This window comes from Collinsella aerofaciens (genome assembly GCF_015552075.1).
GTDB classification, from domain to species: Bacteria; Actinomycetota; Coriobacteriia; order Coriobacteriales; family Coriobacteriaceae; genus Collinsella; species Collinsella aerofaciens_Y.
Genome location: NZ_JADNDZ010000082.1, coordinates 43,035 through 58,508, shown reverse-complemented (window position 1 = coordinate 58,508; position 15,474 = coordinate 43,035). Strand labels below are relative to the sequence as shown.

The following is a 15,474-nucleotide window of genomic DNA, read 5'->3' as shown; positions in this document are numbered from 1 at the left end:
GGCATGACCAGAAGGTCTATGCCTTGCCTTTTTCATGCCAACTTGTTCGCCCTGGACGTCGCTCGCTGTCGTTGCCAAGGCATCGGCGTTGCCTTGATTAGCACTTGGGGACGGTCCTTTTCGTCGGGGGGCCTACCGGCTCATTGGGGGTTTGCGCCTTCCATGCATGACAGTCGTCTCTTTTATGTTTCCTTTAGCCGTTGCTGCCTAGGATGGGGGTTAGTCGACAGGAAGGGAGCACCGGGATGGACGACGCGAGCGAGCGTGCAATCGAAGAGGACATGCTCGATCAGTTCAACTACTTTGATGATGAGGACGAGGAATTGATCGACCGTCGCGAGCCGGCGGCGCTCGATACTTTCGACCTTATTGATGAAGAGCCCGACGAGGACGAGGTCGGATCAGCGGAGCCCCCACAGCCTTCGCGCCTTGACTCGCTGCTTTCGAGAGCCCCCATGCACCACGGCGTTCGTGCCGGCGCGCTCCATATGAAAACTGACTGGCACCAGATCGTGACGGCAGGCGATGAGCTTGCCGTCGATGCGCCACTCACCGATAAGTCATCCATCATCTGCCGCACCGGCATGCTTATGCTGGCAAGCGGAACAGGTGCCTGGCGCGTGCGCGATACCATGAATCGTGTTGCTGCCGTACTCGGCGTCACGATTCACGTCGACCTGAGTCTTCTGTCGTTTGAGTGCACTTGCATCGAAGATGGCCACTGCTTTAACGAGGTTGTCAGCCTGCCCACAACGGGAGTCAATACCCATCGCATTTGGATGATGGAGAGTTTCCTCAAGGAAATCGAGACCTATGGTCGTCGCTTCACGGTACACGAGTATCACGAGATGCTCAGGACCGTTGAGAGCTCAAAGCCTGATTACTCTCCCTGGCAACAGGGCCTTGCGGCAGCCTGTGCTTGCGGCGCCTTCGTCTTTTTGCTCGGCGGCGGCCCTATCGAGATGGCCTGCGCGTTCGTGGGCGCGGGTGTCGGCAACTTTGCCCGCTCCCATATTCTCAAGCAAGGCCTTGGTCAGTTCAGCGCGCTGACGACCGGCGTTGCGCTCGCTTGCGTTTCGTATCTGCTGGCATTGCTCGGCCTTGGCCAGGTCATACCGGGGGCAATGTCGCACCAAGAAGGCTATATCGGCGCCATGCTCTTTGTGATTCCCGGCTTTCCACTCATTACGGCAGGCCTCGACATCGCTAAGCTCGACATGCGAAGCGGTATCGAGCGCCTTTCATATGCCGTATCGATTATTGTGATGGCGACCCTCGTAGGTTGGATGGTTGCCGAGTGTGTTGGCCTGGCGCCGGACGACTTTGCCCCACTGGGCCTTTCGCCGCTTGCCCTTACGCTCCTGCGCGTGGTGATGAGCTTCGTTGGCGTATTCGGCTTCTCGGTGATGTTCAACAGCCCGGTAAAGATGGCCGCGGCAGCTGGGTTGATCGGCGCCGTGTCCAATACCCTGCGTCTGACCCTTGTCGATGCGCCGACGATGATTCCCTTCCTGGGCCTCAGCACGGGAATGCCTCCCGAGGCAGCAGCGTTTATCGGCGCGCTGGTATCGGGGCTGCTCGCAAGCTTGGCTGAAGTCAAGCTCACCTACCCGCGCATCGCCCTCACGGTGCCTTCGATTGTCATTATGGTGCCGGGCTTGTATCTGTATCGCTCGATGTATTACATGTGCACCTTCGACACGGTCAATATGCTCGGCTGGTTTGTGCGCGCAGTGCTCATCGTAGCGTTTCTGCCCGTTGGACTGGGTGTGGCGCGTACGCTCACCGACCCTCGCTGGCGCCACACCAGCTAATTGGTGCAAAGGGGACAGGTTACTTTGCACCCCCAATGAGTTGCGGTGAAATAGGGACTGAATTGCTGCTTAAAGGGTCAAAACAGTCCGTATTCCACCGCAACTTATGGGGTCGGGGGGGGGGGGATTATTGGTGCCCTGCATCTCCATAAACTCAACGCTTACGAAGCGCGCGCCGTTCGTGTTAGGGTAGTTCCACCACATAAGTAGTCGCAGACGCACGTACCACGGGCGGGCGAGATGAAGTCCCAACAGCTCCATCTTGCCCGCCCGTTTTTGTTGCGTGGTGCCGCGGCGTAACACAGAAAGGACAATGCCCTTTATGCCTATCAACAAACGAGAGAGCCTGCTGTTCACCTTTATCATGTGCTTTTGCATGGTGCTCTGGATGAGCATCTACAACGTTGCCCTGCAGCATGGGGCCATCAACGGCGAGGTTGTTGCCGCCGCGTGGCTCGGCTTCCCCGTTGCCTACATTTTTGCCATGTGCTGCGACTGGTTTGTTGCCAGCCCCCTTGCCAAGGGTTTCGCCTTTAAATTCCTGGTCACGCCGGGCAAGAGTTCGCCGCTTGCCATGACGCTGCCGTCAGCTCCTGCATGGTCGTTCCCATGGTCATCATCATGTCGCTGTACGGTGCCTGTGAGGGTCTGACGCACATGCCCGGCGGCATCCTTGCGAACCTGTATTCCGTGCCCGCGATCTGGATGATCAACATCCCGCATAATTTTGTGATGGCGCTGCCGTGGAACCTTTTGGTAGCCGGTCCGATTTCCCGCTTCGTCTTCCGTCGCGCCTTCCCTGTGGGGACGGTTTTCGAGGAGGAGCATGCCGAGCTCTTGGAGCAGGCTATGGCTCCTGAGTGCGAGTAGCTCGCTTAGGGATCTGCTGAGCGCGGGCGACTTGCTTGGTTGGAGCCCAAAGCGTGGATAGCTCTCTCGGCGACATCGCGGGCGTGAGCGGTGCGCATGACCGGAGGGCCCGTGCTGCTCCGTTGCCCGACGTGCTAGCGCGCAGAACAATCTGTTGGTGCATTCGGCGGCTGCTGAAGCGTTTCGGCAGCCGCTTTTTATACGGAGTTTAAATACAACAGTCTGTTGTATTACGTAGAGTGGTATATCTCTAGCGGGAAAAATGCGAGAGACGGAGCATTATGGCGTTGCTAGTAGGACTGGACGTAGGGTCGACGACGACCAAAGTTTACGCGATGCACGAGGATATGACCGAGGCGTGGTGGGGATATCGCCGCCACGGGGCGTGTCAGACAGCGAGCGTGCGCGCCATGCTCGGCGAGCTCGCCGAGCGCTTTCCCCATGAGTCGCTGCGCGTTGCGGTGACCGGCTCGGGTGCGCGCGATATCGCGACCGCGCTGGGCGCCTCGTACGTTCAGGAGGTGGTCGCCAACGCGCTCGCGATCAGCAGGTTCTATCCGCAGACGCGCTGCGCCATCGAGCTGGGCGGCCAAGACGCCAAGATGATCTTCTTCCGCACCAACGATAAGGGAGACATCGAGGTTGCCGACATGCGCATGAACGGCTCGTGCGCAGGCGGTACCGGTGCATTTATCGACGAGATGGCAAAGCTCATGGGGGTCGGCACCGAATCGGGCGAGTTCGAGCAGCTCGCAAGCCGGGGAACGACCGTCCACGAGGTCTCGGGCCGCTGCGGCGTGTACGCAAAGACCGATATCCAGCCGCTGCTCAACGAGGGCATTCCTGCCACCGACCTGGCGCTTTCGGCGCTTCACGCGGTCGCCCGCCAAACGATCGGCGGTCTGGCCCAGGGTATCGACATCGAGCCGCCGGTAATCTTCGAGGGCGGTACGCTCGCCTACAACCCCACACTGGTCCGCGTGTTCCGGGAGCAACTGAATCTATCGGACGATCAGGTTATCGTCCCGCGCGATCCGCAGATCATGGTCGCGCGCGGTGCCGCCCTGTCGCTGACTGACATGTTCGCATCGTCCCAACCGATCGACCTTCCCGACGCTTTTGTCCGGCTGGATAAGCTCGAGACGGTCGCGCCCGCAAGCGGGGAGGGACGTCTTGCCCAGCCCTTTTTTGCCACACCTGCCGAGCAGGCGGATTTTACGGCACGCCATGGCAAAGAGACGCCGGCAAAGGGTCCGGATGCGTATGCGCCCGGAGAGACGGTGCGTGTGGCGCTCGGTATCGATTCGGGGAGCACGACGACCAAGTTCGCCCTGGTCGATGAGGCGGGTGAGCTTGTCGATTCGTTCTACGCGTCTAATAACGGCAGACCGCTCGACGTCGCCCAACAGGGTCTTGTCAGCTTGAAGAACCGCTGGGAGACAGCGGGAGTCACGCTTGCGATCGATGCCGTGGGCACCACGGGATACGGCGAGGAGCTTTTCGCGCGCGCGTTCCACGCCGACTACCATACGGTCGAGACGGTCGCGCACGCCCGCGCCGCGTGCGCATGCGTTCCCGATGCGACCTTCGTGCTCGACATCGGCGGACAGGATATGAAGGCCATCTGGCTCAACCACGGCGTGCTGACCGATATCGTCGTCAACGAGGCGTGCTCTGCGGGCTGCGGCTCGTTCCTCGAGGGTTTTGCCAAAAACCTCGGAATAGCCGTTGAGGATATCGCGACCGAGGCATTTTCGTCCAAAGCCCCCGCCGTTCTCGGCAGCCGCTGCACGGTGTTCATGAACAGCAGCGTCGTTTCCGAGCAGCGGCGCGGTAAGGGTCCGGGCGACATCATGGCCGGTCTCTGCCGTTCGATTATCGAGAACGTGTTCACCAAGGTCATTCGCGTTTCAAATCTCAACCGTCTGGGCGACAAAGTCGTCGTCCAGGGCGGCACGTTCCGAAACGACGCGGTGCTGCGCGCATTCGAGCAGTATCTGGGCAAACCCGTCACGCGTGCGCCCCACCCGGGGCTGATGGGCGCTATCGGTATCGCCCTGCTCGCGCGCGAGGAATGCCGCAAGGGCGACGCCGGCACGTCGTTTATCGGGCTCGATGCCGTGGAGCGCTTCGAGCATCGCGAGTTCGGCGGCGTTACCTGCCGTCGGTGCAACAACCGCTGCCAGCGCGCGGTCGTGGCATTTGGCGACGGCTCGCTTTACGTCACGGGCAATCGCTGCCCGCGCGGCGGCGCCATCTCATGGGATGAGCTCGTGCGCGAGGTTCCCGCGGCGGAGGAGCTGCGTCCGCAGGGTGCTTGCGAGGCACAGGCACCCGGCACGGGGCGCGACCGGACCGCGGCTGCCCCCAATCTCTTTGTCGACCGCGAGAAGCTGCTGTTCGAGTCGTACCCCACGGTTCCCGTCTGCGGGGGGCGCGATGTCACGATCGGCATTCCCCGTGTGCTCGAGTTCTGGGACGCCATGCCGTTCTGGTCGACGTTCTTCAGCACGCTCGGCTTTAAGGTGCGCGTCTCGGGACGCAGCACCAAGGCGATGTACGAGCGCGGTCTGGCGCACGTCACATCCGACACCGTGTGCTTCCCGGCCAAGCTCGTCCACGGGCACATCCGCAATCTCGTCGACGCCGGCGTCGACCGCATCTTCATGCCCATCATCACGACGGTGCCCACCGAAAACACCGCCTCTACCAGCGAGTGGATGTGCGCCGTCGTAAAGGGATACCCCTACGTGATGCGCAATTCCGATAACCCGGAGGAGCGTTTCGGCGTTCCGTTCGATACGCCGCTGTTCCACTGGTACGACGAGGGCGACCGAAACCGCCAGCTCAAGGCGTGGTGCAAGGAGACCTTCGATATCGATGCCGACCTGGTTGCCAAGGCGACCGAGCAGGCGGACCGCGCGCAGGAGACGTTTGAGAACCAGCTGCAGCTGCGCGGCAGGCAGGTGCTCGAGAACGTGCGCGAGGACGGCGGCTACGCGGTGGTGATCGCTTCGCGCCCGTACCACAACGACCCGCTGGTCAACCACGGGCTGCCCAAGCTCTTCTCTGAGCGCGGCATCCCCGTGCTGACGCCCGATGCGGTGCCGGGGGTCTGCAACGTCGATCTTTCCAACAGCCGCATCGACATCGTGAACAACTACCATGCGCGCATGCTGTCGTGCGCGGTCATCGTCGCATCGACGCCCGAGCTCGAGCTCGTGCAGATGGGCAGCTTCGGCTGCGGCCACGATGCGTATCTCACCGACGAGATCGCGCGCATGATGGGTGAGATGGGCTCCAAGGTTCCGATGATGATCAAGCTCGATGAGAGCGACGTCGCCGGTCCCATGGGCATTCGCGTGCGTTCGTTTATCGAGTCGGTCAACCGTCGTCGCGCGGAGGAGCGTGCCGAGGGCGCCCGGGTGCACGCGGTCCATCCGCTCGACGACCCGTATAAGGTCAAGTACACCAAGCGCGACCGGCACGACAAGATCGCGCTGGTCCCCAACACCTCCCATGCGTTCTGCAGGCTCATGACCGCGGCGATGCGCAATCAGGGCGTGCGCGCCGAGGCCCTTGATATCGGGCGCGAGGATGCCATCCGCCTGGGCAAACGCTATGTGCACAACGACATCTGCTTCCCCGCGCAAATCGTGATCGGCGAGGCGCTCGCGGCACTCGAGAGCGGTAAGTACGACCCGCACGACGTCGCCGTGGTGACTGGCAAGTATATCGGCGACTGCCGCCTGACGCACTACATGCCCCTGCTGCGCCGCGCGCTCGACGACGCGGGATACGACTATGTCCCGGTGCTCACCAACGACGACGTCGATGCCCACAATGCGCATCCGGGCTTCAAGCTCGGCCTTGGCCCGAGCATCCAGATCGCCTACGGTCTTCCCATGATCGATGCCCTCGAGGCCATGCTTAGGCGCATCCGTCCCTACGAGCTCGAGAAGGGCGCGGCGGACGCTGCGTTCGACCGCGCGCTCGATGAGGTTATCGAGGGCATGGAGCGCTCCGGGCTGAGAGGCCAGGCGACGGGCTTCAAACGCGCGCTTGCGATCATGGACGCCGTTCCGTACGACCGCTCGAACCCGCATCCGACCGTTCTCATCGTGGGCGAGTACCTGCTCAATTTCCATCTCGGCGCCAACCACGAGATCGAGCGCTACCTCGAGGACAACGGGCTCGAGGTCATCGAGGCGCGCATGACCGACGTGATCCGCAAGACCTATTTCTACAAGCATGCGCAGTCGCGCGAGTTCCACGTCGACCTGTCGCTGCCCGAAAAGGCCTGGTACGCCACAGCGGACAACCTGTTCGAGCTCGCGCACGACCGTTGCGACCGCCTGGGCGCGGCGAGCCCGCTCTACGAGCCGCCGACGCGCATGCCCGAGCTCGTGCGCGCGAGCGATAAGATCCTGCACCATACGTTCGATGCGGGCGAGGGCGTGCTGATTCCGGCGGAGATCCTCGAGCACGCCAAGCGCGGCTGCCGCAACTTCGTGATCCTACAGCCGTTCGGGTGTCTGCCCAACCATGTCGTGGGGCGCGGGCTCATCCATGCGCTCAAGGAGCAGTATCCCACGGCGCAGTTCCTGCCGCTCGACTACGATCCCGACGTGAGCTTCGCCAACGTGGAGAACCGTCTTCAGATGCTCATCATGAACGCCAAGGCGCAGGGGTGCGGTGAGGCGCATGGCGAGACCGCGTAAGGACGCCGATGCGCCCGATGCACGCACCCGTATCATCGAGGCGTTTTGGGAGCTCATCGAGAACAACAGCATCTTCGAGCTGTCGGTTGGCGAGGTGACCCGCGCCGCCCAGTGCAATCGCGGAACGTTTTACTACTATTTTCACGATTTCGATGAACTCGTCGCCATCGCCATAGCCCAGCTGCTGCAGGATAACGAGCTCATCACCGATGCCCTCTGGCATTTTTCGAGCAAGGGCGACCTTTCGGCGTTCGACCGGCGCGACGTCCGCTGCCTGCTGCGGCGCATCGTCATCACCATGAGGGCGGGTGCCGCCGAGCAGGTCGTGCAGGGCATCCATACGATCATCATCGACCGCGTGAGAGAGATCGTCCACCCCGACGGAGAAGAGCTCAAGGCAGATTCGAGCTTTGCGGTGGGCTTTCTGGTCTCGGGCATCATGGGCTTTGTGATGGCGGTCGGCTTTGCCCGGGAGGGCGGCGAGGAGATAGACCTCGAGCGGCTGGGGGACAGCGCGTGCGCGTACCTGAGGGCGGTCGCCATGCAGACGGTGGAAACGGTCGCGCAAGTCGAGGGCGTCGATACATCCGAACTGCTCGAACGCGTCTCCAAGGAGGCCGATGCCTATCGCGCATCGCGTGCGACGAGTCCCGACGTGGTGAAAGACGCCTAGGGTTTCTCTTGCGGGGCGCCTGTCGCGCATCGCGCGGTGAGTCCCGCGATGCGGTCATAACCTGCATTCATGTGAGCCGGGTTTATAGATATTCCTCCAGCTGTTAACATAGACAACCTGTGGGTAAAGAGACAAAAGCGCCGCCGACGGGCGGGCTTTTGATTTCGATGAACTCATGTAAGGAAACGAGCATGTTAGATAGATTTACCGATCGCGCGCGTAAGGTCATGTCCATGGCCAAGCAAGAGGCGCTTGATCTTCATTCAAATAAGGTGGGCACCGAGCACCTGCTGCTCGCGCTTGCCAAGGAGGACGAGGGCATTGCCGCCGAGGCACTGCGTTCGCTCGACATCTCCTACGATGACATCATGGATACTCTCAAAGAGGTCCAGACCACGGTTCCCGAGCCCAGCGAGGAGACCGAGGCGGCCAAGCTCGCCTTTACGCCGCTCGTCATTAGCGTGATGGAGCGTTCGTTCCGCGTGGCGCGTGAGAACAACCAGACCTACGTGTCGACCGAGCACTTGCTGATCGGCATCGTCGAAGAGGGCAACGGCATGGCCATGGACATCCTCATGCGCCTGGGTGTGTCGTCCGCCTCCATCAAAAAGGCTATCGAGAAACTCACCGCCAAGGACCAGGACAAGAAGCGTCCGCTCGCCGGCGCCGGTGCCGGTCGTCCCGGTGCGGGCCTGCCGTTCTTTAGCGGCTCGGATGCCTCTCAGCAAAAGGGGAGTGGCACCGATACACTTAAGCAGTTCGCGACCAACCTCACGCAGAAGGCGCGCGACGGCGAGCTCGACCCTGTAATCGGTCGCGAAAAGGAAGTCCAGCGTATGATGGAAATTCTTTCGCGCCGCACCAAGAACAACCCGCTCATTCTGGGCGACCCCGGCGTGGGCAAGACGGCCATCGTCGAGGGCCTGGCTCAGCAGATTGCAGCCGGCAACGTGCCCGAGAACCTCATGAACCAGAATATTTGGACGCTCGACCTGCCGGGCCTCGTGGCGGGTGCCAAGTATCGCGGCGAGTTTGAGGAGCGCCTCAAGAACGTGATCCAGGAGGCCACCGAAGCCGACGACGTCATCCTGTTTATCGACGAGATGCACACCATCATCGGTGCCGGTTCTGCCGAGGGCTCCATCGACGCGAGCTCCATGCTCAAGCCCGTGCTCGCGCGCGGTGCCTTCCAGATTATCGGCGCCACCACGGCCGAGGAATTCCGCAAGTACCTCACCAAGGACCCGGCCTTCGAGCGTCGCTTCCAGACCATCGATGTCGAGGAGCCGAGCGTCGAGGACACGGTCAAGATCCTGACCGCGCTCAAGCCGCGCTACGAGGAGCACCACCATGTGCGCTATACGCAAGGTGCTATCGAGGCCGCCGCGAACCTTTCCAACCGCTACATCCAGGATCGCTTCCTGCCCGATAAGGCCATCGACCTCATCGACGAGGCCGGCGCCCGCGCTCGCATCGCCGCGAATCGCGCGCCCGAGCCGGTGCGTGAGGCCGAGCATCGCGTGGAGGAGCTTAAGGCCGCCGCGCAGGAGGCCACCGAGAGCGACGACATGAACAAGGCCGCCGAGATCACCGAGCAGCAGAAGGCCGCCGAGATTGAGCTCGCCGAGGCCAAGGCCGCCTGGACCGCCGAGCTCGACGCCAGCCCGCTCACCATCGATGTCTCCCAGATCGCCGACATCGTGTCCGTGACTTCGGGCGTGCCGGTGTCTTCGCTTACCGAGAGCGAGAGCCGTCGCCTGCTGCAGGCCGAAAGCGTGCTCAAGACGCGCATCATCGGTCAGGATGAGGCTGTCGAGGCAGTTGCCAAGGCCGTGCGCCGCAGCCGCTCGCCGCTCAAGGACCCGCGTCGCCCCGGCGGCAGCTTTATCTTCCTGGGTCCCACCGGCACGGGCAAGACCGAGCTCGCCAAGACGCTCGCCGAGTACCTCTTTGGCAGCAAGGATGCGCTCATCAGCTTCGACATGTCCGAGTTCGGTAGCGAGTTCGAGGTCTCCAAGCTCATCGGTAGCCCTCCGGGTTACGTCGGTCACGACGAGGGCGGCCAGCTCACCAAGGCCGTTCGTCGTCACCCGTACTCGGTCGTGCTGTTCGACGAGATCGAGAAGGCGCACCCCGATATCTTCAACATCTTGCTGCAGGTGCTGGAGGAGGGCCGCCTGACCGATAGCCAGGGCAAGACGGTCGACTTCCGCAACACCGTGATCATCATGACGTCCAACGTGGGCGCTCGCGAGATTGCGCAGGATGCGAGCGTGGGCTTTGGCACCACCGGCGAGCAGGGCCTCACGTCGAGTGAGATCCGCGGCCGCGCGATGGGCGAGCTCAAGCGCCTGTTCCGCCCCGAGCTGCTCAACCGTATCGACGACATTGTGGTGTTCCAGAAGCTCTCGGGTGAGAATCTCACCAAGATCGCGCACCTGCTGGTGGACGACCTGCGTCAGCGTTTGATTGCCAACTGCATGAACATCAAGCTCACCGATGCGGCCTATGACAAGATCGTGGCCGAGGGCACCGACCTCACCAACGGTGCGCGTCCGCTGCGCCGTGCTATTCAAAAGCTCATCGAGGACCCGCTGTCCGAGGAGCTTCTGGCCGGCGAGTGGGGCGAGGGCGATACCGTCCTGTGCGACGTGGCCGATGGCAAGTTTGTCTTTAGCCACGGCACGGGCGAGATCCCGGCACCGCGTCCGGCGGGCACGCTCGGTGGCGATACCGCCCCGGCGGCACCGCACACCGGCAACGCCGCGTCCGTGAGCGGCGGCGTGACCTCGGGCCCCGGCGGCATGATGCAAGCCGGTTCCGGCGCGCTGTAGGGCGTGGCGACAATTTGATACGCGCAATCGAGGCGCTCTGGCAAGGGCGCCTCGATTTGTAGAACTGCGAAGTTGTGACCGTTACGCTATGCGGTCCACCGTTAGCCGATGATGCGAGGGCGCTCGGCGTTTTCGACTGGTTTATGCACGTAAAGTCTGGGAATATACAAGTCGCATGTCTTACTGTCTAACCAGTTGCGCCAAGGAGGCACCATGGACTACAAGATTACCGGCTACGAGCCCGCCCAGCTGTTCCATTTCTTTGAGGAGGTCAGCGCGATCCCCCGTGGGTCTGGCAACGAGAAGGGCATCAGCGATTTCCTGGTCGCGTTTGCCAAGGAGCGCGGTCTCGATGTGTATCAGGATGAGGTCTACAACGTCATCATTCGCAAGCCCGCATCTGCCGGCGCCGAGAATGCCCCGACCGTGATGCTGCAGGGCCACATCGATATGGTGTGCGACAAGTTGGGCTCCGTTGAGCACGACTTTACGACCGATGGTATCGACCTGGTCGTCAAGGACGGCGTCCTCACCGCTAACGGTACCACTCTGGGCGCCGACAACGGTATTGCCGTCGCTCTGATGCTCACTGTTCTCGATGACGATTCGATCGTTCACCCCGCCCTCGAGTGCGTATTCACCACCGACGAGGAGACTGGCCTGGTCGGCGCCGAGACGCTCGACAAGTCCCAGATTAGCGCCCGCACCATGATTAACCTTGACTCCGAGGAAGAGGGCGTTGCTACCGTCAGCTGCGCCGGCGGTGTCGTCGTTACCTACACCTGCCCGATCGCGCGCGAGCACAAGACCGGTAGCACCCTCACGCTCGACATCTCCGGCCTGCTGGGCGGCCACTCCGGCAGCGATATCAACCTGGAGCGCGGCAACGGCAACCTCATCATGGCCCGCATCATCGACCGCCTGATGGTTGCCGGCGAGCCCGCCATCGTTAGCTTTAACGGCGGCACCAAGGACAACGCCATCAACCGTGAGTGCAAGGCTGTTCTGGTCTACGCCGACCACGCTGCCGCCGAGGCCGCGGCCCAGATCGCAAAGGGCATCATCGCCGACGTTACTGCCGAGCTCGAGGTCTTCGACCCCGGCTTTACCTGCACGGTTGAGATTGCCGACAACACTGAGGTCGAGGCCATGGACGAGAAGTCCGCACTTGCCCTTATTCGCGCTCTGCGTCTTGCCCCCAACGGTGTGATCCGCCGCAACGTCGCCACCGACGGCTCCGTCGAGGTTTCCTCCAACATCGGCGTGGTTGCCACCTCTGACGACCAGGTCAAGATCATGCTGTCCCCGCGCTCCTCGATCACCTCGCTGCAGAACGAGTTCAAGGACCGCCTGCAGACGCTGGCCGATGTCCTGGGCTTCGACGCCAAGTTTGAGTTCGAGTATCCCGGCTGGAGCTATGCTGAGCATTCGCCGGTCCGCGACGTCTTTGTCGAGAGCTATCGCGAGCTCTTTGGCTCCGAGCTGCGAATCGAGTCCATTCACGCCGGCCTTGAGTGCGGCCTGTTTGCCGAGGCCCTGCACGGCCTGGACGCCATCGCCGTGGGCCCGACGCTCTCCGATGTCCACACCCCGGACGAGAGCATGGAGCTCGCTTCTGCCGAGCGCTTCTACGAGCTGCTCATCGACGTCCTCAAGCGCCTCGCTGCGTAAAGGTTGCGCTAGCAGCAGTCCGAGCCACGTGCTAGCGGATTGCAAATGACATTACGAGAGGGGGCACCCGGTCTTTGCGACAGGTGCCCCCTCTCTCTTCTTTTGGGAAATGGGAGATTACAGACACCTAGCCCATATCCGCCTTGATGAGGTCGAGGGTGCGCTGGCAGTTTTCGCAGACGGGGCCGAGCATATGCTCGCGCAGGTCCGCCATGCCGGGCAGGTCGGCGTATTCGTTCATGACCTCTTCCATGCAAATGGGTACCTCGTAGGCGAGGTCCATCATGGTCGCAAAGCAAAACTTCTCGGATAGCCCGGCATCGGTGAGCGCCGCCTCCAGCGCGGGGTCGCCCATACCGTGGTATCGGCGGATAGCACCTGGACCGATGCGCCCCACACGATTTTCGCCGCCAACGCTCATGGCGAGGCGCGCTCGGCGGCGCATGCGCTCATACGCTAAACCCGACGCGACATCGTACATACGAGCCATCATGGCTGCGCCGTCGTTTCCAAGGAGCAGGGAATAGTTTTTCGCGTGCGCATCCGGTGCGCCGATAATGGCGTTGAAGAACAGTACCTGCGTAAACAGATACAGGTTAAGTTGATGGTGGCTCGTATTTACGAGGAGCTCTTGAATGTCGCGTGTGGTCGGGCCGCCGTCTGCCGTGTACTTTTGGGCGGGCATCACCCCAAGTGCCTGACAGAGGTCTTCTTGATGTAGGCGCCTGATCGTTCCGTCTTTGACTTTCACGCGGTCATAGCGCTCAACAATGAGGGCAGGTTCGTCCTCAAACATACGATATTCGACGTTTGCCGTTGCGATACCGGCGCGCTGGGCGCTTTTCATGCAGACAAACTCATTAAGAGCCTCAAGTTTAAATCCGATAACGCCATTTTTGAAAATATGCGTCGTGGGCGAGGAACCCACGCATTCGCACCAGCGACCGTCTATGAGGGCGAGAGCGAACTTGCCCTGATTGCCCCCAAGTGACCAACTTTCATCTAGACCCATCCACGATGCCTCGTGGTCATCTCTGATCGACTTGAGACGGAGAGCAATATCGTGGTCGTCTATAGGGCGGTATTCGCCGTCGCGATGCAGGACGGCGTCGACGTCTTCTTCGGCACAAAACTGTACTCCGCCCGGACAGTCGAGTCCGATATGGCTGAGCAGAGCAACGGAATTGTTGGGCCTGGTGTCGAATTCGACGGCGATCGCTTTTCGCTGGTCCTCGCTGTCGGGCAGAAGACCAAACAAGTACGGATTCATGACCTGTTGGCCGTATATGCGATTTGATACGGGTATGTTTGTCGATAGAGCTGGCCCGTCATAGTCTCGATCGTAGACAAAGTTGACAAGACCGTTCTCATCTTGTGTGAGCGTTCCCGCAGGTACGCCGCAAATAATGGTCCGAAGCGTTTTGCTGGCCACTTGCTACCTCCCTTTGGGTCTGGTTTGGGCAGATGGGTTTGCGGCAATCGAGACTCCGAGATTGGACATGGCGAAATCGGCGAAGGCCTTGTCGTAGAGCTCGGACGTAAAGGGGACATCTGCGAGAGCCGGAATGGCTGCGTTGCGACGGTTGCGATGGTGAAAACGTTGAGCGTGATGGCGCCTGGGGGTGCTACGAGGTTGCAAATCAGCATGCGGGGCGTCGACTGGTTGCTCGTTTTTCGATTCGTCGATATCCCCTTGAGCGGCGAGTGCCAGTCCAAGAGCACCGAAAACCGCCAGCAGCTTGTCGAGCCGAATGCCCGTGGCATCTCCCAGCTCGAGCGATGCGAGCAGGCGCTCCGAAACACCGGCCTTTTTAGCGAGGGCGGCACGGGTGAGACCCTGAGCCTCGCGTGCCTGGCGCACGTAGATGCCAGCTTGGCGCGGTGTGGTGATGGGAAGGGTATCCACGGTGATCTCCTAACGTGCAGACTTTTGCATATCAGTATGACATGCAAAAGTCTGCACGAAAAGGCCTCATACAAAACTCTGCATGAGGCCTTGTGCTGGCGTTGAGTTTTGAGCGATTGTGTTTGGCACTACAGCGCCAAAATCCCCAGATGCTCAAGCAAGATCTTAAGCCCGATGAGGACGAGTACGACGCCACCCACGATGGCGGCGGGTTTTTCGTAGCGCGCGCCAAAGGTGTGGCCGATCGCTACGCCGGCAACGGAGAAGAGAAAGGTCGTGATGCCAATGAGCGACACGGCAGGAACGATATCGACCGAGAGCGCGGCATACGAGATACCCACGGCGAGCGCGTCAATCGAGGTGGCGATGGCAAGGATTAGGTACTCGCCCAGGTCGATCTTTTCGGCATCCTTGACGTCGCCTTCGTCCTCATCCTCGTCTTCGGTAAAGGCCTCCCACAGCATTTTGCCGCCGATGAAGGACAAAAGGATAAAGGCAATCCAATGGTCGATGGGTCCGATGATGCCCATGAATTGACTGCCGAGCGCCCATCCGATTATGGGCATGCCGGCCTGAAAACCGCCAAAGAACAGGCCGAGCACCACGGCGACTTTAAGGTTGGTTTTCTTCATGCCAAGGCCTTTGCAGATGGAAACGGCAAAGGCGTCCATCGAAAGGCCAACGGCGAGCAACACGAGCTCTGCGAGTCCCATAGTCTGGCTCCCTCTCTGCGGGCGGGCCCGCGTGTACCTCTTGGGAGAGTAACAAAAAAGACCCGTGGCGTACGCGTTGCGCGCACAGCCACGAGTCTCGTTCATTAAGGCAAGCCAGGCCGCATCGGCCAGTGTGTTGACTTGCCGCGCCACCGGAGGCGAACCCGATCACGCGACTACTCCCTCATTTATGCGAATCCCGATGCTACCACATAAGCAGCCCATTTGGGTTGGGCTCTCAGCTGTGTTCGCTCATTCTGTAAGCATCGGAT

Annotated in this window: 10 protein-coding genes; 7 read left to right on the top strand and 3 right to left on the bottom strand. The window is 61.3% G+C overall.

Annotated elements, in window-relative coordinates:
* Positions 1 to 245 precede the first annotated feature (245 nt).
* The 7 genes from I2D41_RS06140 to I2D41_RS06115 all read left to right on the top strand — a co-directional run bounded on the left by I2D41_RS06140 (position 246) and on the right by I2D41_RS06115 (position 12,583).
* Entirely contained in the window at positions 246 to 1,814 is a 1,569-nt protein-coding gene (locus I2D41_RS06140) for a threonine/serine exporter family protein (RefSeq protein WP_225093848.1), read from the top strand.
* A gap of 322 nt (positions 1,815 to 2,136) precedes the next feature.
* A complete protein-coding gene (locus I2D41_RS10050) occupies positions 2,137 to 2,466 on the top strand; it encodes a hypothetical protein (RefSeq protein WP_229042199.1) in 330 nt (109 codons plus the stop codon).
* Positions 2,424 to 2,684, top strand: coding sequence for a hypothetical protein (locus I2D41_RS10045; protein WP_229042197.1), 261 nt, complete (start codon positions 2,424 to 2,426; stop codon positions 2,682 to 2,684). Before I2D41_RS10050 ends, I2D41_RS10045 begins: the two co-directional genes overlap by 43 nt.
* A 281-nt stretch (positions 2,685 to 2,965) precedes the next feature.
* Entirely contained in the window at positions 2,966 to 7,405 is a 4,440-nt protein-coding gene (locus I2D41_RS06130; protein ID WP_195363897.1) for an acyl-CoA dehydratase activase, read from the top strand.
* Positions 7,389 to 8,078, top strand: a complete 690-nt coding sequence (locus I2D41_RS06125; RefSeq protein WP_195363896.1) for a TetR/AcrR family transcriptional regulator — start codon at positions 7,389 to 7,391, stop codon at positions 8,076 to 8,078. The genes I2D41_RS06130 and I2D41_RS06125 overlap by 17 nt, the downstream gene beginning before the upstream one ends.
* Before the next feature lie 191 nt (positions 8,079 to 8,269).
* The gene (locus I2D41_RS06120) at positions 8,270 to 10,912 is read left to right on the top strand and encodes an ATP-dependent Clp protease ATP-binding subunit (protein WP_195363895.1); all 2,643 of its coding nucleotides are present in this window, start codon (positions 8,270 to 8,272) and stop codon (positions 10,910 to 10,912) included.
* 213 nt (positions 10,913 to 11,125) lie between these two features.
* On the top strand, positions 11,126 to 12,583 hold the full coding sequence (locus I2D41_RS06115) for an aminoacyl-histidine dipeptidase (protein WP_152068524.1): 1,458 nt from the start codon (positions 11,126 to 11,128) through the stop codon (positions 12,581 to 12,583).
* 127 nt (positions 12,584 to 12,710) lie between these two features.
* On the opposite strand, the gene I2D41_RS06110 is transcribed toward I2D41_RS06115, so the two are convergent.
* The 3 genes from I2D41_RS06110 to I2D41_RS06100 all read right to left on the bottom strand — a co-directional run bounded on the left by I2D41_RS06110 (position 12,711) and on the right by I2D41_RS06100 (position 15,202).
* A complete protein-coding gene (locus tag I2D41_RS06110; RefSeq protein ID WP_195363894.1) occupies positions 12,711 to 14,015 on the bottom strand; it encodes a type II toxin-antitoxin system HipA family toxin in 1,305 nt (434 codons plus the stop codon).
* A gap of 3 nt (positions 14,016 to 14,018) precedes the next feature.
* A complete protein-coding gene (locus tag I2D41_RS06105) occupies positions 14,019 to 14,489 on the bottom strand; it encodes a helix-turn-helix domain-containing protein (protein ID WP_195363893.1) in 471 nt (156 codons plus the stop codon).
* A 128-nt stretch (positions 14,490 to 14,617) separates the two neighbouring features.
* On the bottom strand, positions 14,618 to 15,202 hold the full coding sequence (locus I2D41_RS06100) for a manganese efflux pump MntP (RefSeq protein WP_195363892.1): 585 nt from the start codon (positions 15,200 to 15,202) through the stop codon (positions 14,618 to 14,620).
* Positions 15,203 to 15,474: the final 272 nt, after the last annotated feature.